A 21,190-nucleotide genomic window follows, 5' to 3' on the forward strand; every position below is an offset into this window, starting at 1 on the left:
CTAAAACCCCTTGCCTTCAACTCCGTTATCCTGTCCCTCTCTTCCAAATTAAGTTGCTTATATCGTCTCTCCATAAACACTTAGGGTAACTCCTTCGTAGCCCCAAGTGTTGCACTTCCTCATTGAACTGGCGTAATAAATTGGCGCGTATCTTTAGATGGTCTCTTTGTTAAACCTATTGATTTTAGTTTATCAATAATAAGCTTTTGATCTCTAAGAGCATGAAACCCAATCCTACATTCTCTGACTGCTTCTGTGTGCACCAACAAAGAATATAGATCTGCATCCTTCCAAATAGCTGGATTTCTTCTTCCACCTGCAAGGCGATAAGAAATGTAACCAGTAATAAGGCTAAGAGCAAACAATAATATTGCTATTTTCCATGGAATTTCTGAAGATATTATTTCTTGAGATATAGGATCGTATGTCTGTATCTTGGATATAAGAGTTATACCTGTAAGGCAGAGGAAAATAAAAGATAAGAAAGCTAAAAACTTACTCCACCGATTCCCACCAAAGAAATCACTGCCCTTAATTTTAGACATAATGTAACCCCTTATTTTCTTTAGGCAGATTCAGGTTTGTAACTTGAACCCTGAACATTTTAATCCTGCCTCCTCACACCCTCTCCCCATTAATCATCTCCTTCAGCCCTTCTGTGTGTGCATGTAGGTGAACTAAGGCTGTAAGCTCCGAGACAGCAAGCTCTTTTAAAAGCACTGAGAGTGTTTCATCTAAGAACATTTCCAGTTTCCATCTTAAGGCTCAAAAGTTCTCACTTACTTTTTCTTTTTCGTTGTTTCTGTTACAGTAGTTTTTGGATGTTTCGTAGCTTCACTTTTTCCAACAAACTTGCCTGTTATAGCACTGCGAACTTGTTTACCCATAATTTCCACCTCCTTTCCTCATACTTCAATACTTCTCCCTACCCACATCTCGTAAACCCGCAGTTATGGCAGACTGCACAGCCACCTTCATGCTCTACTGCGCCTCCGCATTCAGGACAGGCGCCAATGAAGACAACTTCGGTGTCCTGCTCTGAGCCGCCTTCTCCATTTCCCTTTCCGGGCTTTTCATTATATTTCTCGATAACCTTTGCAATAGCGTCAGAACAAGATAAAATCTGAGCGCCTTTCTGCCATATTGGCTGGTGACATCTAACGCCTTTAAGCTGTTTTACAATTTCTGTTGGCTCTATGTTGGAGCGAAGGGCTAAGGAGATAAGCCTTCCAATTGCCTCTGCCTGGCTTGAGGCACAGCCTCCTGCCTTGCCCATGTTAGCGAATAAGTCAAAGAGATGCCCATTTTCATCTTCTGTTATAGTGACATAAATATTGCCACAGCCTGTCTTGATTAAACGATTCTTTGCATTAAGGACCTCCGGCCTTTTCCTCGGCACTATCTTGGTGGGGGTCACTGCCCCAATAGAGGCAGGGGTCACTGACCCTTTTGTAAGAACCTGCTCTTCACGACTGCCATCTCTATAAACAGTTACACCTTTACAGCCAAGCCTGTATGATAAAAGATAGACATTCTCTACATCTTTTTTAGTTGCATCATTCGGGAAGTTCACTGTCTTTGACACTGCATTGTCAGTGTATTTCTGGAATGCTGCCTGCATCTTTATATGCTCAAGAGGGGTTATGTCATGGGCAGTTACAAAGAAGCTCTTTATGTCCTCGGGTATCTCCTTAAACTTATGGATGCTTCCTTCTTGAGCAATCCTCTCCATAAGCTCTCTACTTCCAAATCCCCTCTCCTTTGCGACCCTTTCAAAATAGGGATTAACCTCTATGAGCTTTGTTCCTTCCATCACTGTTCTTATGTATGAGACTGCAAAGAGAGGCTCTATGCCCGATGAGCATCCTGCTATTATGGAGAGTGTGCCTGTGGGAGCTATGGTCGTTATAGTTGAGTTTCTGACCTTTATGTTTCCATCATAGAGACTGCCTTTATAATTAGGGAAAACCCCTCTTTCCTCTGCCAATGCCTCTCCTTTGATCCTTCCTTCCCTCTGTATAAATCCCATTACCTCTTCGGCAAGTAGGAGTGCCTCTTCCGAGTTATAAGGGATGCCCATGAGTATGAGCATGTCTGCCCAGCCCATAATGCCAAGTCCGATTTTTCTGCTTGCCTTTGTCATCTTCTCTATCTCAGAAAGGGGATACTTATTTACATCTATGACATTGTCAAGGAAATGAACTGCACGATGAGTTACACCCTTAAGTCTTTGCCAGTTAATCCTTCTGTCTTCTACCATAAGAGAAAGATTGATTGAACCTAAGTTACAGGACTCAAAGGCAAGGAGGGGCTGTTCTCCGCAGGGGTTTGTGCTTTCTATCTCCCCGATATGCGGGGTTGGGTTTCCTTGGTTTACCCTGTCTAAGAAGACAATGCCCGGCTCTCCGTTTTTCCATGCATGCTCCACTATAAGGTTAAATACATCCTTTGCCCTGAGTGTCTCAGCTACCTTTTTGGTCCTTGGGTTTATAAGGTCATAGGTGGTATCTTCCTCAACTGCCTTCATAAAGCTGTCTGTAAGGGCAACCGATATATTGAAATTATTTAATTTGGTATTTTCGTCTTTGCAGGTAATAAATTGTAGTATATCTGGGTGGTCTACCCTCAGGATTCCCATATTTGCACCTCTTCTTGTTCCGCCCTGCTTTACTGCCTCGGTTGCAGTATCAAATACTGTCATAAAAGATACAGGACCTGAGGATATGCCTTTTGTCGAGCCAACAACATCCCCTTTTGGCCTTAGCTTCGAGAAGGAAAACCCTGTGCCTCCACCTGATTTATGGATTATAGCCGCATACTTTACTGCATCGAATATGGATTCCATGGAATCCCCAACTGGAAGGACAAAACACGCGCTTAACTGCCCAAGCCTTCTTCCTGCATTCATAAGGGTGGGACTGTTTGGTAGAAACTCCAATGAGGTCATCATCGAATAAAACTCATCTTCAATGGTTTTTACTTCTTTTTCCGTCTTTCCGTATTTTAGATCCGAAGAGGCAATAGCCTTTGCCACACGCCTGAAAAGCTCCTCGGGTGTCTCGGTTATCCTTGCATTTTCATCCTTCTTAAGGTACCTCTTTTCAAGCACCTTAATGGCATTTCCCGTAAGATTAAGCCCCTCTCCTAAGACCTTCATAATGACCTCCCAATTTATATTTTTTAATTCTGGTTTAACTCATTAAACATGCTTTTTATATCACCCTCTGTGAGCATCCTTACCCTCATGCCCTCGACTAAGTTTTCTTTCTCTAAAGGACACCTGCCTGTGCATATATCCACACACCTTAAGCATTTAAGCCAATCTCTGAAGCCCTCACAATACTGCATAGTAACTCCTTTTAAAAATCAATAGTTTGTATAATCCCAGACATTAAACCACAATATCTTGTATATGTCAAGGAAAAAACGGAAAATTCTTAAGTGCATGATTTAAAAGGGACTTTTCTGTGAAATAGGTGTTAGGGGATTGTTGAGGATTATAAGGCTAATTACCTTATAATTTCAGCAGTGAACCTATAGAGTGTGGCTCCGTTTTTCCATGCGTCTTTTGGAAGTCCTGCCTTAAGGCAGAGATTTCTTAAGAATGTCTCTTTATCCCAGCCAAACTCAACTGCTACCTGTGGAAGAAGGATTCCAGATTTTCCGTCTTTGACTATGTAAATGCCATCCCTGCCTATCTGGATACTATGAATATCCTTTAGTGGCTCAAGGGGTGTGAGTATTGAAATCTCAACATCTATATCGGAAAGCTCTTGTTTTGTCATGGGTAGAAACCTCGTGTCAGCCGAGCAAGCATAGATGGCATTTTTTATAACCGATTTATAAAGAGGCATCATGGCATGGATGTGTCCTATACAGCCTCTGAGTCTGCCTCCTTTAGTAATGGTTACAAACACTGCGCCTTCTGCTTTCAGCTTGGGATTTTTTATTTCTACCTCAAGAGGCTTTCCTGTGCTTACATATTGGGTGATTGCCTTTCTTGCCAGTGTAATCAGCTCTTCTTTTTCCTCCTTTGTAAGGGAGCTTCTCAGGACCCCCATCGAGGCATATCCAACCACCCTTCCTTTGTCAGAAGTTACATCTCCTGAATTTGCGTATTTATAAAGCACACCATGGTTTGCACCGAGTTCTTTTGCCACCCTCATTGTAAGAATAACTGGATATGCTCCGCACATCTCAGAGGCACCTGACATCAAAAGCTCCTCTACATCCTTTATGGACAGCCTTTCGATGGCATCTATCAGTTTACCGTCCATTTTTAATGCAGTCTCATAGTCATGGTAGTGAGAGAGGTCTGTGCTTGCTATAAGGATTACATTCTGGTTTTTCCTCATCACTTCCTTGAGTTTTTCCGAAAGGTGCTCCAATGACCCTCTCGTTGGGTTACCTATAAGAATTGGCAGTATTTTAAAATCCTTTAGAACCACTTGAAGAAACGGAAGTTGAACCTCGAGCGTATGCTCTTTTTCATAAACCTCTGGATAAAAGCCAACATCCGCATCCTTATTTATAAGGTCTTTTGCGAGTTTCTCATTTATCTTTATAACTCCAAGTGGGGTTTTAAATCCGCCTTTGCAATAAACAGATGCGCCTTTAAAGTCATGGAAATGGCTTGAGCCGATTAATATAACTGTCTTAATATCCCTGCCTTTGAGTTGCTTATATCCGTATGCAGAGACATGTCCTGAGAACTCATAGCCAGCATGAGGCGAGATAAGGGCTACGAGCTGACCTTCCTCGGGTTTATTTTCAGCACTATAGAGGAAATCACCGACCATGTCAGTAAGGGCATTTCTGTCAGAAGGATAAAATGCGCCTGCAACCGATGGCTCTTTTATATCTGCCTTACAGGCACAAAGAAAGACAACAACGAGGGTAAAGATAAGGAGAAATCTCGTAATCTTCATCGGTTTCAGTCAAGCCTTTTCCAGAACATAGCCTCTTTTTGAGAGGCAATGACCCTATCTCTAAAGGCATCAGGACCTTTAGCAAAAGCCCTGAAAGGGCTTAGACTACTAAGAAGACCGCCGAGAAGTAAAAAGCCAATAAAATCTCTTCTTGTCATCTCTTATTATAACAAAAGATTACTATTCATTTGCGAGATTATATTTATCCCAAATCGTCTTACAATAATCGATTCCTTCTTCATAGCCCTCCTTAGCCAATCTTTTAGCCTCTCGGAGGTCTTTTTGAATGCCTAATCCAGCGGCATAAAGCTCGGCAAGATTGCATTTAGCAAGGCTATAGTCCTGCCCAACTGCAAGCTGAAACAATCTTGCTGCCTCTTTATAGTCCTGTGAAACGCCTGCGCCATCTTCATACATGACACCAAGATTATTTTGTGCAGAGGCATTGCCCTGCTCAGCAGAAAGCCGAAACCACTTAACTGCCTCCTCATCGTCCTTAAGCACTCCTTTGCCATTTGCATACATATAGCCTAAATTGCTTTGAGCCTTAGCATTGCCCTGCTCAGCAGAAAGCCTGTACCATCTAACTGCCTCATCGAGGTCCTGTAGAACTCCTTTGCCATCTTCATACATGACACCAATATTATTCTGAGCAGTTGCATCGCCCTGCTCAGCGGCAAGCCGAAACCACTTAACTGCCTCCACATCGTCCTTAAGCACTCCTTTACCATTTGTATACATATAGCCTAAATTACTTTGAGCCTTTGCATTACCCTGCTCTGCGGAGCGCCTATACCACTTGACTGCCTCAGTAAGGTCCTGTAAGACTCCTCTTCCATACTCATACATAATACCCAGATTATTCTGTGCGCCTGCATATCCCTGCTCTGCAGAGCGCCTATACCACTTGACAGCCTCTTTGTAGTCCTCAGAAACTCCTATGCCGTCTTCATACATAATCCCAAGGTCGTTTTGGGCAAGAGGGTTACCTTTGTTTGCTTCTTTCAACAATAGACTGTGTGCTGTCTTATAATCCCCCTTATCATAAGCCTCGATGGCATCTTCATAGTCTCCTGCAAAAGAAAAACTCGTATTCAGGCATAACCTTTCTCATAGTATCGGTGTCTGCCATTTTTACCCTTATCTTTCCAAATTCAGTGACAACCTTGTCAATCTTTCTTTTAAGCGTAATCCTTCCTGCATTATAAAATCTGACTCCTAAGGTTGTGGTCTCTTCAAATATTGTATTTGCAATTTCCTGTTTTTTATCCTCATGGCAGAGGACTGTAAGCAGGACGCCTGGTCTTCCTTTTTTCATAATAACCTGTGTGAGAAAGGCATCCAGAGCACCTTTTTTAAGGAGCTTTTCAATAAGGTATTCGTATATCTGGGGGCTCATGTCATCTATATTGGTCTCGATAACTGTTATATCCTCATTTCTGACAATACCACGGTCTTTTCCGATAAAGACCCTAAGGACATTGGACATCTCCTTAAGGTCTCGGTCTCCTGCGCCTATTCCGATTTTATCGACACTCATAAGAGGCATTCCTCCAAACCCCGATGAAATGGCTTTGATTATAGCCGCTCCGGTTGGTGTTGTAAGCTCATAAGGGGTCCCTGTTACGGAATACTGGGGGATGCCCTTTAAGAGCTCCGCAGTTGCAGGTGCAGGCACAGGAAAAACCCCATGGCTCATCCTTACGGAGCCTCCTCCAAGGTTTACAGCCGATGTATAGACCTTCTCGATGCCGAGGGCTTTAAGAGCAATTAGCGTCCCGAATATATCCACAAATGTGTCCACAGAGCCAAGCTCATGAACATGAAGCCTGTCATATGGCTCTCCATGTGCAATTGCTTCTGATAGAAAAAGGGATTTAAATATCCTAAGCCCCTTTTCTTTTATCTCAGGCTCGAGGTCAGAGCTACGGACTATGTTAACAACATCCCTCCACCTTCTGATATTCAGGTGTTTTTTGTCATTTATCTTTACGGTTATCTTTATTGCCTCTATGCCTTTTCTTCTGACCTTTTTTTCGGTAAGGGTATAGCCTTTTAAATGTAGCCTCTTCAGTTCCTTGTTGATTTCGTTAAGTGGCACGCCTGCATGGATAAGTGCACCTAAACACATATCGCCACTTACCCCTGATGCACATTGAAAATAGGCAGTTGTCATTTTAAATCACACTCATTGCCTTAAGCATCCAGTAAAGCGTAGTGCCTGCAAAAAGGGCTGAGTCTATTTTATCTAAAACCCCACCATGTCCGCCTGGAATGAGCGAGCCAGAGTCTTTAACGCCTGCATCACGCTTGAACATGCTTTCTACAAGGTCCCCTAAGACAGAGGCAACGCCTATAATTGCACCTGCCATAATGGTAGTGGCATATGGCATCTGAATATTAAAGAATGCCCTTAGCAGGACTGCACCTCCGATGCCTCCTATAATCGAGCCGACTGCACCTGCCTCTGTCTTATTGGGGCTCACCTCCTCATAGAGCTTTCTTTTGCCAAAGGCTGTGCCCATATAGTAGGCAAGGCTGTCCGATGCCCATACAGAGCCATAAAGGAACATTATCCATTCGGGGCCTCCTTCTTTTCTCAGGCTTATCTGTGAGCTTAAAAGAAGTGGTATGTAGAAAAGCCCTAAGAGCAAGGATGAGACCTCGTAAAGAGATGCCCCCGGGGCTTTTTTTGTAAGAAGTCTTAATCCAGCTATTACGATAACCGAAAGCATTATGACATCGGTAAGGCTAACATCTTGGTATACTGCAATTATTGCTCCCATGCCAAAGGCAAGGGCGGTCCATTTAAGAGCGCCTTTAAGTTTATACATGGAGTAAAACTCAGACTGGGCTATAAGACTGACAACGACAATGAGTGCGGTAAAATAAATCTGTGGAAGCCTCATCACATAAAGATATATAAGGGGTATAAGGATTACTGCAGTAAGAAGCCTCCTCATCAGGCCTGCCTTAGAGGGACCGAACCGAACCTTCGCTCCCTGAACTGAAAGTCAGAAAGTGCATGAAGATACTCATCCTTTGTGAAGTCAGGCCAGAGGGTCTCTGTGAAATAAAGCTCTGAATATGCTGACTGCCAGAGAAGGAAATTACTTAATCTCCTTTCGCCTGATGTCCTTATAATGAGGTCAGGAGGCGGTATGCCATTGGTGTCTAAAAGGTTCGAGAAGGATTTCTCTGTAATCTCAGAGGATGTCATGCCGGTATGTATTGCCTTTCTTACAGCCCTCAGAATCTCGTCTCTTCCTCCGTAGCTTAATGCGGCAAGCAAGGTCATGCCTGTGTTATGTGTCGTCTTTTCCTCAAGCTCTTCTAAAAGGGTCTGGATGTTTTGAGGCAATCTCCCGATTTCGCCGATGCTTCTGAATACAACGCCATCCCTTACAAGCTTATTACATTCCTTTCTAAGGTACATCTCAAGGAGCTTCATCAGCGTAGAGACTTCATCCTTCGGTCTCTGCCAGTTCTCCATAGAGAATGTATAGAGGGTCAGGTAACGAATGCCCATTTCCCTCGATACACCTATAATCTCTTTTGCCCTCTCAGCACCTTTTCTATGGCCCTCTGCCCTCGGCAGTCTCCTCATACTTGCCCACCTGCCATTGCCATCCATTATTATGCCAACATGATTTGGCAGTTTATCTGAAGATAACATTTAACCTCTCCTTAAGTGGATATGCATAGATTCTGTTTCCGATAAGACCCATTCCCCTTAAAAAGTTACTTGCCTTTATTCTTACATCATATGAAAGTATAAAGATATTTTCGGAGGTTATTGCAAAATCCCCTGCCCTGCCAGGAATATAATCTATCAATGTATGCTCCTTAACCGAAAACGGCTCTTTCAGCTGCACTGCCACTAAAGTAGAGCTCTTATACCCCATCTTAGATGCCACCTCTAAAACAGGAATACGTCTTAAAAGTATGACTGTATTGCCCCGAACAACCAGTTTGTCTTTTATCGACCACTCTCCCCTGTCAACCATCTCGGTGGGCGAGTCCTTTTTATATGTTCTCATAAAACCCCTGTAGTTGTCTTTACTCTGCCATAGCACCTTGCCCTTTATGTCATAGAGATTAAGATATGCATAGTCATCATACGCAAGGATAAACCTCTGTCCTTCGGATTCTATAAACATAAAGTCATATAGATTAACGCCCTTTGGCAATTCAAGGAGAGTATTGTCTGACACATTGAAAACCGCTCCGTCAAAGCCCTCCCCTCTGAAATACTTCTGTCCATAAACAGTATCACCCACTACCCTGACAAAAAAGTCCCATTTGTGCATTAACGAAAATGCCTTGTCCTTATATTCATAGGCATATGATACAACCCTGTCGTCTCTCATCAGCGTAATCAGAATATCGTCTTTTTTATCTCCGTTAAGGTCAAAGACATCAAGCCAGAGATGCTCATCAGAGGATTTTCCCTTTATCTCTATGCCGCCGAGGGCAGGTAGAAGGGTCTTGCCAGGCAGGTAAAACACTATATCCCTGCCAGTGCTCACTATGAGCTCATCTGTGCCATCTCCGTCAATATCGCCTGTTCCTATTAGAGTTACCCTGTAAGGTATATCGAAGGACAAAAAAAGCTCTTTTTGGGGAGGCTTAAACAGCTCCTCGCCAAATGTTAACTTTGAGACATCAGCCTTATTTAGCGTGACCTCTGATGTGCCCTGTATCTTCATGTCCTCTGCCCACAAAAGCCTCTGTCTCAGTATTATTCCATCCGTTTCATCTTCCTCTGAAAGAATAAGGACAAGCTCGGCACCGAGTCTTTTTGCCTCGGCTACAATCTCCGAATCCTCATTCGTATAAATAGAGCTATCCATAAGCTCAAACCTTTCTGTATCTTTAAGGGTATCGTAATACTTCTCGGAGATGTTCCAGCTAACGCCATCTACAGGATAAAAAAGCACCCTTACCTTTGCCTGAGAGACCCTGAGGATGTCATCGGGTTTAGCCTCGCCAGTTAAAAGCAAAAGCCTAACACCCTCTGTCCCTGCACTTGTGACCTCTGTCAAGCCAACCTGCTTTTCAAGCTCTCCTATAGGCTCTTTTGTTATGGGATGCAGATAGGGTTTTCCCTTTCTCATGACCTTTAGCCTCATGCCTTTCTTTACATCCTCTGGTCTTAAATCAGAGCTAATCACCGATTCGTCCACTGAGAGCACCCTGCCCTCTACAGGCTTAAAAAATAATAGGGCAGAGTCCTTTAGTTCCAAAAACAGTTCATCGGCACCATAAGAGGCTGTAGTTGAAAATAAAAACATACAGGATAAAAAAAATAGAAGAACCTTCATTGCCATTTTTGTAATTATAACATATAGTTCGTGTGGATTTGCAGTGGGTTTGGTTGACACATACTTGCAAGCTATGATACTTTTAGATACATGGTAGATAAGGCATCTATAATAAGAGAGGCACAGAAATATCTATCAAAAGGCCAGATCGATAAGGCAATTGTAGAGTGGGAAAAACTCTTAAAAGAATCCCCTGATGGTGCCACTTTCAATACCGTAGGAGACCTTCATCTCAAAAAGGGAAACAAGCAATCAGCAATAGATGCATTCCACAAGGCATCTAAAATCTTCAAAGACGAAGGGTTTTCCCTCAAGGCACTTGCCCTCTATAAAAAAATCCTAAACATCAATCCAGCGGATGGAGATGCCCTCTTTGCACTCGGAGAGCTAAATGAAGAGAAAAATATCGTAACCGATGCCATAAAATATTATCTTGCCGCAACAGATATCTATTCAAAGGAAAACAAGAAAACCAAGTTGGTTTCGGCTTATGACAAGATACTCCGTCTTGCTCCCACAAACATCCCTCTAAGGCTCAAGATCTCAGAGCTTTTCTCTAAGGAAGGCTTTGTAGCCGAGTCCTCAAGAGAATACCTCGAAATAGGAAAAATATACGCAGAGCAAGGCGAAACCGACAATGCAAAAAGGTATTTTCAGAAGTCCCTCGAGATTCAGCCACGAAATACGGATGCGATGCTTGCCATGAGCAATTTAGCAGAGAAATTAGGGAACTTCCAGCAAGCAGTCGGCTATATGAAAAATCTCATGTCGCTGACAGGCGAAGAAACTACAGAAATGCTTTTGAGGGTTGCAGACCTCTTAATTAAAAGTGGCTCTTTAGAGGAAGCCACAACTTATATATCGAAGGTAGTAGGGGCAGAGCCATCGAACCTTTATGCAAAGAGACTGCTTGGAGATGTGTATGTAAAGCAAAACGACATGGCAAAGGCATGGCAGGAATATAGCAGTGTGTTAGATGAAATGATATTTAAGGAGAATTACTCGGAGGCAATAAATGTCCTGAATATGTTCAAGGAGATAGACCCTATAGAGTCAAGAAGAAAGCTCGTATCCCTTTATAAGCAGATAAATGATACCGACTCCGCAGTAATGGAAATATCCGCCTTGGCCGAGATATTCGAAGGCAGTGGGATGCAGGCAGATGCCCTCAAATGCTATCAGGAGGCACTCTCCCTGCTTCCTGGCAGTAGTGAGCTGAAGGAAAAGATTGAGGCTATCGAAAAGGAGCTTGGGATAGAGGTTACTGCTCCGGAAAAGACAATCGAAGAGAGCCTAACAGAGGCAGATATATTCTTAAGATATGGCCTTTACGATGAGGCAAAGACACTGCTTGAGGGGCTAAAGGTAAAGATACCCGAAAACATAGATATTCACCTAAAGCTCAAATCCCTTTACTTAGACACTGCCGATAAAGAGCAGACAGTGACAGAATGTCTCATCCTCGCAGAGCTTTATGGCAGAAACCACGAAGAGGATAAAAAACAGAGCGTCCTCTCCGAGGCATATGAGATAAACCCCGATGACCCAAGGCTGGTTGAAAGAATCGCACCTGCAAAAGAGGAGGTTTCTCCTCCTTTAGCGAGCACTCTGCCTTCGATGGAAAACTACTCGGAGGAACTCTCAGAGGCAGACTTTTATGCCAAACAAGGACTCATTCAGGATGCAGTTGAGATATATAGGAAGCTGATTAACATATTCCCGGAAAACGAAGAACTAAGGGGCAGACTCTCAAGCATCGAAGGAGAGATACAAGAGGAAAGGGTATCGCTGGAGGAGGAGAAGATAGAGCCTATCTCTTTAGAGGAGCTGATTGTGCCTGAGATAGAGCCTGAAGAGACACAGGAGGTCAAAGAGCCTGAGCTTGAAAGCGATGTCTTAGAGATATTCGAAGAATTCAAAAGAGGTCTTGCAAAAGACCTTGAGGCAGAAGACTACGAGACACACTATAATTTAGGCATTGCTTATAAGGAGATGGGGCTCGTAGACGATGCGATAAACGAATTCCAGATAGCCAAGCGTGACCCGAAATTCTTTATCCAAGCCGCAAGCACACTCGGAATGTGCTATGTTCAGAAGGGGCTTTATTCGCTTGCCATAGATGCCCTTAGCAGTGCGATTATGAAGGTAGCGGCTAAAGACGAATCGCACTGGGCACTGAAATATGACCTTGCAGATGCATATGAAAAAGACGGCAAACTGAAAGAGGCATTCCAGCTATACACAGAGGTCTATGGCTGGAACTCCAAGTTCAGGGATGTAACAGAAAAGATTAATCTTCTGAAAGGTGTTCATGTAAAAGCCGCAGAATTTACCCTGCCTGAGGAGAAAAAGGCAGAGCCTGAAAAACCTAAGAAAAGTAGGGTATCATACATTTAGACATGGATTATCTTGAATACTATAAGCTCAAAGAACACCCTTTCTCCAATGTCGTCGACAATAGGTTTTACTATAACAGCACAGAGCACTCCCGTGCACTTATAAAACTCAAGTATGCCATTGACACAAAGAAAGGTCTTGCAGTTGTCATAGGCGAGACAGGCTCAGGCAAAACCACCCTCGCAAGAAGGCTCCTCGAGGAGCTGGATGAGAGTCTTTATGAGGCCGCACTCCTTGTGATAATCCATTCATCGGTAAGCAGTGAGTGGCTCTTAAAGAAATTCGCCATACAGCTTGGAATCAGCGATATCAAGGAGCATAGCAAGCTGGAGATTCTTAGTCAGATATACAAAAGGCTCTATGAGATTATCGAGCAGGGTAAGACACCTGTGGTTTTAATGGATGAGGTTCAGATGCTCAAGTCAAGGGAGATAATGGAGGAATTCAGAGGGCTCCTCAATATGGAAATGGCAGAAGGAAAGATGATAAACCTTATATTCTTTGGCTTGAGCGACCTCGAGGATGTCCTGAGCCTCGATGAGCCGCTAAAGCAAAGGGTTGCTATCAGAATCAATCTCAAGGCATTCTCGGAAGCAAACACAAAGGAATACATAGAGCACAGGCTACAAAAAGCAGGGTGCTTGAAAAATATGTTCACTGAAGGCGCAATAAAGACAATCTATAGCTATTCAAAAGGACTTCCGAGACTGATAAACACGATATGCGACAATGCACTCCTCGAAGGGTTTCTATTTAAAGCACCTGTCATTGACGACTCGGTGATTAAAGCAGTAGCCATTGACTTAGGGCTTAACGAGGAGAATAGAAACCCAAAAGAAAAGTTACAAACCCCATATGACGCATCGTAATTAGGAGCCGAAAAAATTCAAATCTCAAATATTGCATTCAGGGCATCCCTCAGGGTGCTTACACCTGTTATGTTAAGTCCAAATGTATCTTTTAGTTTTTCCCTGTTTGACCTTGGTATTACGGCTTTTTTGAAACCTATTTTAGATGCCTCCTTAAGCCTCAGCTCAGCCTGATTGACTGCCCTAATCTCGCCTGAAAGCCCGACCTCTCCAAAGACAAACAGCTCCAGACTAACAGGCAGTTCTTTTAAGGAAGAAGAGATTGCACCTGAAACTGCAAGGTCAGCCGCAGGCTCGACAATCCTCAGTCCACCTGCTACATTAGTAAAAATATCCATTCCTCCAAGATGAATGCCTGCTATCTTTTCAAGCACGGCAGTAAGGAGATTTACCCTCTGAAAGTCCATTCCAATGGCAGTCCTTCTTGGCATTCCAAACACGGTTGGTGTCACGAGTGCCTGAATCTCTACGAGAAGGGGCCTTGTTCCCTCGATGCTCGACATTACCAAAGAGCCCGGAGCATTAGATGGCCTCTCTGAAAGAAATAGCTCGGAGGGGTTTTCTATCTCCCTTAGCCCTGCATCGGTCATCTCAAAAACGCCTATCTCGTTTGTAGAGCCAAAACGGTTTTTCACTGTCCTTAGAATCCTGTAGGAGTGTCCTGCATTGCCTTCGAAATATAAGACAGTGTCCACTATATGCTCGAGGACACGAGGACCTGCGATAGTGCCTTCCTTTGTAACATGCCCTATGAGAAATATGGTTATCCCACTTCTTTTTGCAAAGAACATGAGTTTCGTTGCACATTCCCTTACCTGACCAACAGAGCCAGGTGCAGAGGAAAGCTCCTCTGTATACATCGTCTGAATCGAATCGACTATGATTGCAGAGGGCGATATTTTTTCTGCTACTTCAAGGACATTTTCGAGGTCTGTCTCAGGCAGAAGCTCTATGGACTGAGATGTAATGGAAAGCCTTTCTGCCCTTAGCTTTATCTGCTCAGGGGATTCCTCTCCTGAGACATAAAGCACTTTTCGTGGAAGATTTCCTGCCACCTGCATAAGGAGTGTTGACTTTCCGATTCCCGGGTCTCCGCCTATCAGAGTCACAGAGCCTGACACTATACCTCCTCCAAGAACCCTGTCAAACTCCTTAATCTTAGTAGTTGTCCTTTTTTCATTTTTTCCCTCTACCATGCTTAGCAGTTGCGGTTCGGACCTCCTTAGGGTTCTTGTGGACTTTTTTAAAAAAGGCTCCTCGACAAAACTATTCCACTGCAAGCAGTCAGGACATTTACCGAGCCATTTTGGGCTCGTATAACCGCATGCCTGACATTGATAAATTGTCTTTTTATCTTTCATAGAACTCACACCCTGATATTAAGCATTCCCATTCCCCTTCCGGGGTGGTATGCCTTTTTAATTGCATCTTTTACAAACCTCTTTGCTTCCATTGCGGCTTTAAGAGGTATGTTGCCAAGTGCAAGCATGGCAGTGATTGCAGAAGAAAACGCACAGCCTGTGCCATGATAGTCTCCAGTTATTTTTTCGCTTTCGAGCCTGTGAAAATCAGAGTCATAATATAAATCCATTGTCAGTTCCTCGAGGTGTCCGCCTGTGATTATAACAACCTTTGGCCCCATGTCTTTAAGTGCCTTTCCTGCATCCTCCATATCCTTTTCATTCTCTATATTCATGCCTGTAAGCACACCTGCCTCATAGATATTCGGGGTTATAACCTCTGATAAAGGAAACAGCATCTGCTTTATCAAATCCAGTGCGCCCTCCTCAAGAAGGCTTTCTCCTGAAGAGGAGACAGTTACAGGGTCTATGACTAAGTTTGAAAGAGAATATTTCTTAACCATATAGGCAGTAAGCTCGACTGCATAGGTAGTGTATAACATACCTGTTTTAAGTGCATCGGGTTTTATGTCATTAAGGAGAAAATCCAGTTGTCTTTCTAAGAAATCCCTGTCAACAGGCATTATACGGTCAACACCCTCTGTGTTCTGGACAGTCAGGGCAGTTGGCACAGACAAGCCATGAACGCCAAATGCCGTAAAGACCCTGAGGTCTGCCTGAAGCCCTGCACCTCCGGTTGGGTCCGAGCCTGCTATGGTAAGGGCAAATTTCATAGAGCTGATCATTTTATCACCATTGGGGAGTCTTTTATAAGCCCATCCACTATAATGCCTTGAGGATTGTTGACATTACTTATTGCCATGAAATACCTGAAGAAAACCGCTCCTGTTTTTCCCTTGCATGCCTTTACCTTATAGACAACCTTTTTGAGCGGGTCAAGCTCCGGTATGTCAATGGTTTTGAAAACAGAGCCATCTTCGTTTATAAACGATACTGCCTTAAAAGGAGAATTTATAACCTCAGGCTGTATACAGCCCTTTTCGGTATCTATCTCAAGAACATAAAAATAATTTCTTACCCTTTGCTCCTCTGTAAGAACAGGTGATATATGGTAGCTGTCCATCATCACTGGGCTAAGAAATGTTACACCTGCCCTGAAATCCTTATGAATGACCTCTCTTGTGCCTGCCCATGGCATCTTATAAGGCTTCTTAAGGTTAATGCGGTCAATAGGCAAAGGCTCCTTTTCTAAAGAGTCTTTTTTAGTTACGGTTATTGGCTCCTTTTTGCCTAAGACCTTGAGGGCATACATGCCTGCTATAACCGAGAGCACAACCATAACTGTAAAGACCGCTATAAATATCGTTACATTTTTAAATGTTCGTGCCTTTCTGCCTGTCTTTCTTTCTTGTTGTCCAATGACCATGGGATAAAGTGCCATTGTTTTCATTACAGACGATGAGGCATCTGCAAGCCTTTTTGCGGCAGATATATTGTCGGATATACTGCTTTGAAGTTTCTCGAGCATATCTGCAACCTTAATGGAGGCATCCTCAAGCTGAGCCCTTAAAGATGTGGTCTCCTCTGTCTTTTCGTACCTGAGTCTTTGTAGTTCGTTTTTAAGTGTCTCAGTCTCAGAAGCAGAATTTTTGAGTTTTCCTTCGATGTCTTCCTTTTCAGCCTTAAGTCTTTTGACCTCCTCTAAAACATCCGTATATTGGTTTTTAAAGTGCTCCATCTCAGCAGTCCTGTCCTTCAGAGCCTTTTCAGCGTCCATTAGTTTGACCTTGAGCTCATCCAGTAAAGAGTTCATCTGAGACAGACTGTCTCTTAAGGAGGTATTTTCCTTTGTTAAGCCCTCTACCTCTGCCTTCAACTGTGTAATCTCGGCATCCCTGCTGTCACTTTCTTTAATAAGTGGTTCCTCTGTCCTCAATCTTTCCGTCTCATCCGACATCTCGGAAAGCCTTTCTATGAATGCCTTTTCGGTTTCTTCGATGTGAGCCTTGAGGGAGTTTATCTCGGCATCTCTTTCTCTATCGAGACTCTCATAATCGTCCTTAAGTCTCTTTAGCTCTGTAGTTATTTTATGGAGATTTTCTTCTGATTCCTGAAGCTGAAGTTTCTTTACCTCTACCTCCCGTTTTAGAAAGCCTTCTCCTTCCTTTTCAGTTGAGGTGTGCAGCTCTTTGTTTTCAGCCCTTAACCTGTCCAGCTCTTGTTTTAAATCCGAAATCTCGGCATGACGGGATATGTCTAAGTCTGCAAGCCTCTCATATGCCACCTCTGCATCCTCATGTGCCTTTTTAACGCTCTTAAGAAGGATTTCCCTTTCCTTGTCATATCTTTTAATCAGGGCATCTCTGTCTTCTATGCGGCTTTCGAGACTGCGAATCTTTTCTATTAAATCTTGTTCCATGTATGAAGATTCTACTACAAGGATTCCATATCTTTCAAGGATTTGAAGTATTGCGTAACTGGTTTTTTTATTTAGCTCTGACAGATTTCAGGAGCTTTACCACTTCTGTATGACCGTTTTCCACTGCATTCAGCAAAGCAGTCCTGCCCGTAATAAAGGTTTTTGCGTTAATATCAGCACCTTTATCTATTAAGATTTTAACAATTTCTGCATGACCTTTTAGTGCGGCAAACATCAAAGCAGTCGAGCCATCGTTATATTTTGCATTAATATTAGCGCCTTTCTTTATTAAAATCTTTACAGCTTCTGTCTGACCTTCTAATGCTGCAAGAATTAAAGCAGTCCCACTACTAAAATTGATTGTTGCTTCGATATCAGCACCTTTATATATCAAGGTTTTTACAGCCTCTGTATAGCCCTCTATGACCGCAAACATTAAAGCAGTCAACCCTTTATTGCTTTTTGCATTAATATAAGCGCCCGTCTCTATCAAGGTTTTCACAATTCCTAAATGGTTATAGCAAGATGCCATCATTAAAGCAGTTTTGCCCTCATTAGTTGCTGATTCAATATTAGCACCTTTATCTATTAAGGTTTCTACAACCTCTATATGATTGTTTAATACCGCAAAGATTAAAGCTGTCCCGCCGATAATGTTTTCTTTTGCGTCAATATCAGCGCCATGAGCTATCAGGATTTCCACAATCTCAGAATGGTTTCTGCGAGAGGCAAACATCAAAGCAGTCTTGCCCTCATTGGTTGTTGCTTCAATATCAGCACCTCTGCTTATTAAGGTTTTTACAACCTCTGTATGACCATTCCGAGAGGCAAACATTAAAGCAGTCCTGCCATTATATTCAGCGTTAATATCAGCACCTCCAGCAAGTAAGGCATTCACAATCTCTATCTTGCCTTTTTCTGCTGCATCCATTAAAACAGTTTTAGCAGGTGTGTCAATCCCAACGCTATCATATAATGCCTTAATCAACTTATCATTCAAAATCATTCCCTAAGGCATCTCCTTTAGCCTTTCCATTCCTTCCTTTGCCCTTTGGTTTTCAGGCTGGCTTTTGAGTACCTTTTCAAAATTCCCCTTAGCCCTCAATGGAAATCCCAGACCAAGATAGACATGCCCTATCTCGGACAGATATATCGAATTCGATGGCTCTACCTCTAATGCCCTTCTAAGTGCCTTTTCAGCCTCCTTGAGATTCCCAAGCCTTGAAAGACAAAGTCCATAGTGGTAATGGTATTTTGCCTGAGAGCCATCGTAATATGTTGCCTCTGCAAAAAACCTCACTGCCTTTGAGTAGTTTCCATGCCTCAGAGAGGCAGTTCCCTCGATGTATCTTTCGCTTGCGATTTCTGTGTTCGATGCCTGTTTTTTATCCTTCTCTGTAAGACTCCTGTTGTATTTATCCCTATCCTTAGGATTGGTGAGTATTGAGTAAGCATTCGTTATGTAAGTGAAAATAGCATTCAGTTTATATTTCATCTCCGTATCTTCTTTAAGGTAGAAGTGCCTGTCAGGATGAAATTCCTTTGCCATCCTATAATATGCCTTTCTAATGTCCTCGTTTGAGGCATTCTCTTTGATGCCCAAAACCCCGTAATATCCTAAGCCTTCATGCCCTCTGAACATATCCTCTATCCTGCGTGAGACATCCTCGGGAATCTCAACTGCCTGCTCTAAGATATCTATATCCTTTAATTCAGGTTCATACTCCTCTGGCTCAGTCTTATCCATTATGATTCTCGTAGAAAGAAGGGCATCAATGTCTTTCATGGCTTCAAACTTATCGAACCCTGGATAATAAGCGAGAATCTCTTTGATTGTCCTTTTACCATCGATGAGTGAGAAAACCTTTTTTGTGAAATCATCTAATCTTATATCCTGAAAAAGGTCAAGGGGATTGGGTGAAAGATGAAGAACTGCATCCTCGGAAGGCAGAAGACTTCCGAGGTAGTCAATATCATTAATGCTCTTTATGCCTTTTAAAATAAGATTTGCAGCTGAAAGCTTTAGGGTTATGACCTCCTCTGCTGAAAGCGGAGACTCATTGAAGTAAAACTCACCTTCAGTAAGCCCAAACAAACCGAGTATAATCAGCTCTACCTGATGTTTTACAGCAGATGGAAGCTCACCTGCCTTTAGATAGCCTAATTCAACGAGTATGCCACCGAGTCTCTTCCCTGTTTTTTTCATGACATCCACTGCATGGTCATATTGGGATTGCTTGAGCCTACCTTCAGCCAAAAGGACATCGCTAAGGTAGTCGGATTTCTGGTTGGATGCTGAAAATACCATATCCCCGTTTTTGATATAAATCTTTTTGATGGCAGAGCCGCTTTTTATCTCAAGTGTTCCTGTCTTTTGTGTCCTCTGAAGTCCTATGATGATATCCGAAAGCCTGTAATCCTTGAGTGTGCCTTGTATGGGTCCAATCTTTTCGATTCCGAGCCTGAGCCAGCCATTCTTCTTCTTTTTCCAGACTATCTTACCATTTGCCTTTATCTCAGGCTCTTTTATGTCAAGGTCAAGGACCGTGCCCTCGGAGATTTTGGAATCACCCTCGATGAGAGCACCAACACCGCTTATGGAATAATCGAGTATATTGCCTTTTAATAAATCCCCTTTAAGGGAAAGATTAAATGCACCATTATTGCTTTTGTATCGTCTAAAATGCCTCTTTTCAGTCAATGGTTATCATGTCCTTTCTGAAAGGTTATTTATGGGACAAGACATTAGGTTTTTTGTGGGAGATGGAGTAAACTCGTTAAGCAGTTTCCTATAAAGGTTTGAGAGAGAGAGAGAGAGAGAGAGAGAGAGAGAGCAAATTTCATACCTGTATTAATAAAAATCCGCCCTTCCCCATAGATAGCCATTATATTCATAATCTTATGTAAATAAAGAATACAATTTTGATTGTTAATATAAATGCTAACTTATTCAAATGTCAAGCTTCGATTGTCAAGTTGTCAGTCGGAATTCTGAGCCGTCATTCTCAATAAACTTCCCTACTTCAAGCGGTTTATCTATATATCCTCTAACCTGACGCCCTTTCCTGACCTTATGCTCTTTCTTGCCTGCTCTATCCTCTGAAGAAATCTTGGGTTGTTCTCCATGCGATAATCAAACCAGTCATCTTCTGTTTCAAATCCTACTAATACCCCCGCAGGCTTGCCATGCCGGGTGATAATTACTTCCTCTTTTTCTGCGATGTGCAGATATTTTGAAAGGTCGTCCTTTACTTCTGATAAAGCTACTTTCTTCATATCTTTTCTCCTCTGTTTTCAAGCCATTTTATGGCTTCGTTTTTGGAAATTATTGCAAGAATTTCTACTCGGTTTTTTTCTATATCATAAAATACCCGAATTTCATCTGCCCGCAGTCTGTATTGCGGATGCCTTAACCCTCTAAGTTTTTTAATCCTGCTTTTACTTGTCTTAAACGGTTCATGCCTTAAATGAATCTCTATTAAATCTTTGACCTTTGCCTTATTATTGGCTCCTAACTGATTTAAATCTTCAATTGCCTCTGGTGATAAAATAATCTCATACCGCATTATAGCTATAATATAGCCAGAATATGAAAAATGTCAAGGTATCAAGTGTCAAGCCAAAAATATTATATAATTGCCTCTTTTTATGTTATTCGCCAGTTCAATGAGGAAGTGCAACACTTGGGGCTACGAAGGAGTTACCCTAAGTGTTTATGGAGAGACGATATAAGCAACTTAATTTGGAAGAGGGGGACAGGATAACGGAGTTGAAGGCAAGGGGTTTTAGCCTGAGGGCGATTGCAGAGGCGTTAGGACGGTCGCCGAGCACCATAGCACGGGAGGTGGGGCGTAACAGTTCACCGTCCTATATGCTCTATATGAGCCATAGG

General features: G+C 42.7%; 21 protein-coding genes. 3 read left to right on the top strand and 18 right to left on the bottom strand.

The genetic code is table 11. From position 1 onward, the window contains the following. Positions 1-119 precede the first annotated feature (119 nt). The 11 genes from HY805_06110 to HY805_06160 form a co-directional block, all read right to left on the bottom strand. Positions 120-545 (bottom strand): hypothetical protein, encoded by a 426-nt coding sequence (locus HY805_06110; protein MBI4823785.1) that lies wholly within the window; start codon positions 543-545, stop codon positions 120-122. A gap of 234 nt (positions 546-779) precedes the next feature. Further along, positions 780-887 carry a multidrug transporter gene (locus HY805_06115; GenBank protein MBI4823786.1) on the bottom strand — a complete coding sequence of 36 codons (108 nt, stop codon included), beginning with the start codon at positions 885-887 and terminating at the stop codon, positions 780-782. A 38-nt stretch (positions 888-925) separates the two neighbouring features. After that, positions 926-3,157, bottom strand: coding sequence for a vitamin B12-dependent ribonucleotide reductase (locus HY805_06120; GenBank protein ID MBI4823787.1), 2,232 nt, complete (start codon positions 3,155-3,157; stop codon positions 926-928). 23 nt (positions 3,158-3,180) lie between these two features. Next, positions 3,181-3,348: a hypothetical protein gene (locus HY805_06125; GenBank protein ID MBI4823788.1), complete on the bottom strand. Its 168-nt coding sequence runs from the start codon at positions 3,346-3,348 to the stop codon at positions 3,181-3,183. Positions 3,349-3,509: 161 nt separating this feature from the next. Continuing rightward, positions 3,510-4,928, bottom strand: coding sequence for an AmmeMemoRadiSam system protein B (gene amrB / locus HY805_06130; GenBank protein MBI4823789.1), 1,419 nt, complete (start codon positions 4,926-4,928; stop codon positions 3,510-3,512). Between the two features lie 5 nt (positions 4,929-4,933). Next, the gene (locus HY805_06135) at positions 4,934-5,086 is read right to left on the bottom strand and encodes a hypothetical protein (GenBank protein MBI4823790.1); all 153 of its coding nucleotides are present in this window, start codon (positions 5,084-5,086) and stop codon (positions 4,934-4,936) included. A 22-nt stretch (positions 5,087-5,108) separates the two neighbouring features. Beyond that, positions 5,109-6,026 carry a sel1 repeat family protein gene (locus tag HY805_06140; GenBank protein MBI4823791.1) on the bottom strand — a complete coding sequence of 306 codons (918 nt, stop codon included), beginning with the start codon at positions 6,024-6,026 and terminating at the stop codon, positions 5,109-5,111. Continuing rightward, entirely contained in the window at positions 5,992-7,104 is a 1,113-nt protein-coding gene (gene larC / locus HY805_06145) for a nickel pincer cofactor biosynthesis protein LarC (protein ID MBI4823792.1), read from the bottom strand. The genes HY805_06140 and larC overlap by 35 nt, the downstream gene beginning before the upstream one ends. Before the next feature lies 1 nt (position 7,105). Then, entirely contained in the window at positions 7,106-7,891 is a 786-nt protein-coding gene (locus HY805_06150) for a phosphatidate cytidylyltransferase (protein MBI4823793.1), read from the bottom strand. Next, positions 7,891-8,604: an isoprenyl transferase gene (locus tag HY805_06155; GenBank protein MBI4823794.1), complete on the bottom strand. Its 714-nt coding sequence runs from the start codon at positions 8,602-8,604 to the stop codon at positions 7,891-7,893. The genes HY805_06150 and HY805_06155 overlap by 1 nt, the downstream gene beginning before the upstream one ends. After that, complete coding sequence (locus HY805_06160; protein ID MBI4823795.1) at positions 8,588-10,222, bottom strand: VCBS repeat-containing protein; 1,635 nt, start codon at positions 10,220-10,222, stop codon at positions 8,588-8,590. The genes HY805_06155 and HY805_06160 overlap by 17 nt, the downstream gene beginning before the upstream one ends. Before the next feature lie 120 nt (positions 10,223-10,342). On the opposite strand from HY805_06160, the gene HY805_06165 reads away from it, so the two are divergent. Together HY805_06165 and HY805_06170 are read left to right on the top strand one after the other, a co-directional pair. Then, on the top strand, positions 10,343-12,649 hold the full coding sequence (locus tag HY805_06165; protein ID MBI4823796.1) for a tetratricopeptide repeat protein: 2,307 nt from the start codon (positions 10,343-10,345) through the stop codon (positions 12,647-12,649). Between the two features lie 2 nt (positions 12,650-12,651). Then, complete coding sequence (locus tag HY805_06170; protein ID MBI4823797.1) at positions 12,652-13,518, top strand: AAA family ATPase; 867 nt, start codon at positions 12,652-12,654, stop codon at positions 13,516-13,518. 17 nt (positions 13,519-13,535) lie between these two features. Here HY805_06170 and radA read toward each other — a convergent pair whose 3' ends face one another. From radA to HY805_06205, 7 genes are all read right to left on the bottom strand, one after another. Beyond that, positions 13,536-14,879, bottom strand: coding sequence for a DNA repair protein RadA (radA, locus tag HY805_06175; protein MBI4823798.1), 1,344 nt, complete (start codon positions 14,877-14,879; stop codon positions 13,536-13,538). Positions 14,880-14,884: 5 nt separating this feature from the next. Beyond that, positions 14,885-15,652, bottom strand: a complete 768-nt coding sequence (gene thiD, locus HY805_06180; protein MBI4823799.1) for a bifunctional hydroxymethylpyrimidine kinase/phosphomethylpyrimidine kinase — start codon at positions 15,650-15,652, stop codon at positions 14,885-14,887. Positions 15,653-15,660: 8 nt separating this feature from the next. Then, entirely contained in the window at positions 15,661-17,298 is a 1,638-nt protein-coding gene (locus HY805_06185) for a hypothetical protein (GenBank protein MBI4823800.1), read from the bottom strand. Positions 17,299-17,365: 67 nt separating this feature from the next. Beyond that, on the bottom strand, positions 17,366-18,304 hold the full coding sequence (locus tag HY805_06190; protein MBI4823801.1) for an ankyrin repeat domain-containing protein: 939 nt from the start codon (positions 18,302-18,304) through the stop codon (positions 17,366-17,368). A gap of 3 nt (positions 18,305-18,307) precedes the next feature. Further along, positions 18,308-19,999, bottom strand: a complete 1,692-nt coding sequence (locus HY805_06195; protein ID MBI4823802.1) for a DnaJ domain-containing protein — start codon at positions 19,997-19,999, stop codon at positions 18,308-18,310. Between the two features lie 335 nt (positions 20,000-20,334). Continuing rightward, positions 20,335-20,574 carry a type II toxin-antitoxin system Phd/YefM family antitoxin gene (locus HY805_06200; GenBank protein MBI4823803.1) on the bottom strand — a complete coding sequence of 80 codons (240 nt, stop codon included), beginning with the start codon at positions 20,572-20,574 and terminating at the stop codon, positions 20,335-20,337. Next, entirely contained in the window at positions 20,571-20,864 is a 294-nt protein-coding gene (locus HY805_06205) for a type II toxin-antitoxin system RelE/ParE family toxin (GenBank protein MBI4823804.1), read from the bottom strand. The genes HY805_06200 and HY805_06205 overlap by 4 nt, the downstream gene beginning before the upstream one ends. A gap of 149 nt (positions 20,865-21,013) precedes the next feature. Between HY805_06205 and HY805_06210 the strand changes: the two genes are divergently transcribed. Continuing rightward, positions 21,014-21,190 (top strand): helix-turn-helix domain-containing protein (locus tag HY805_06210; GenBank protein ID MBI4823805.1); only part of this gene is annotated, 177 nt, incomplete at its 3' end.

It is taken from the genome of Nitrospirota bacterium, from assembly GCA_016207905.1.
Taxonomy (GTDB): domain Bacteria; phylum Nitrospirota; class Thermodesulfovibrionia; order Thermodesulfovibrionales; family JdFR-86; genus JACQZC01.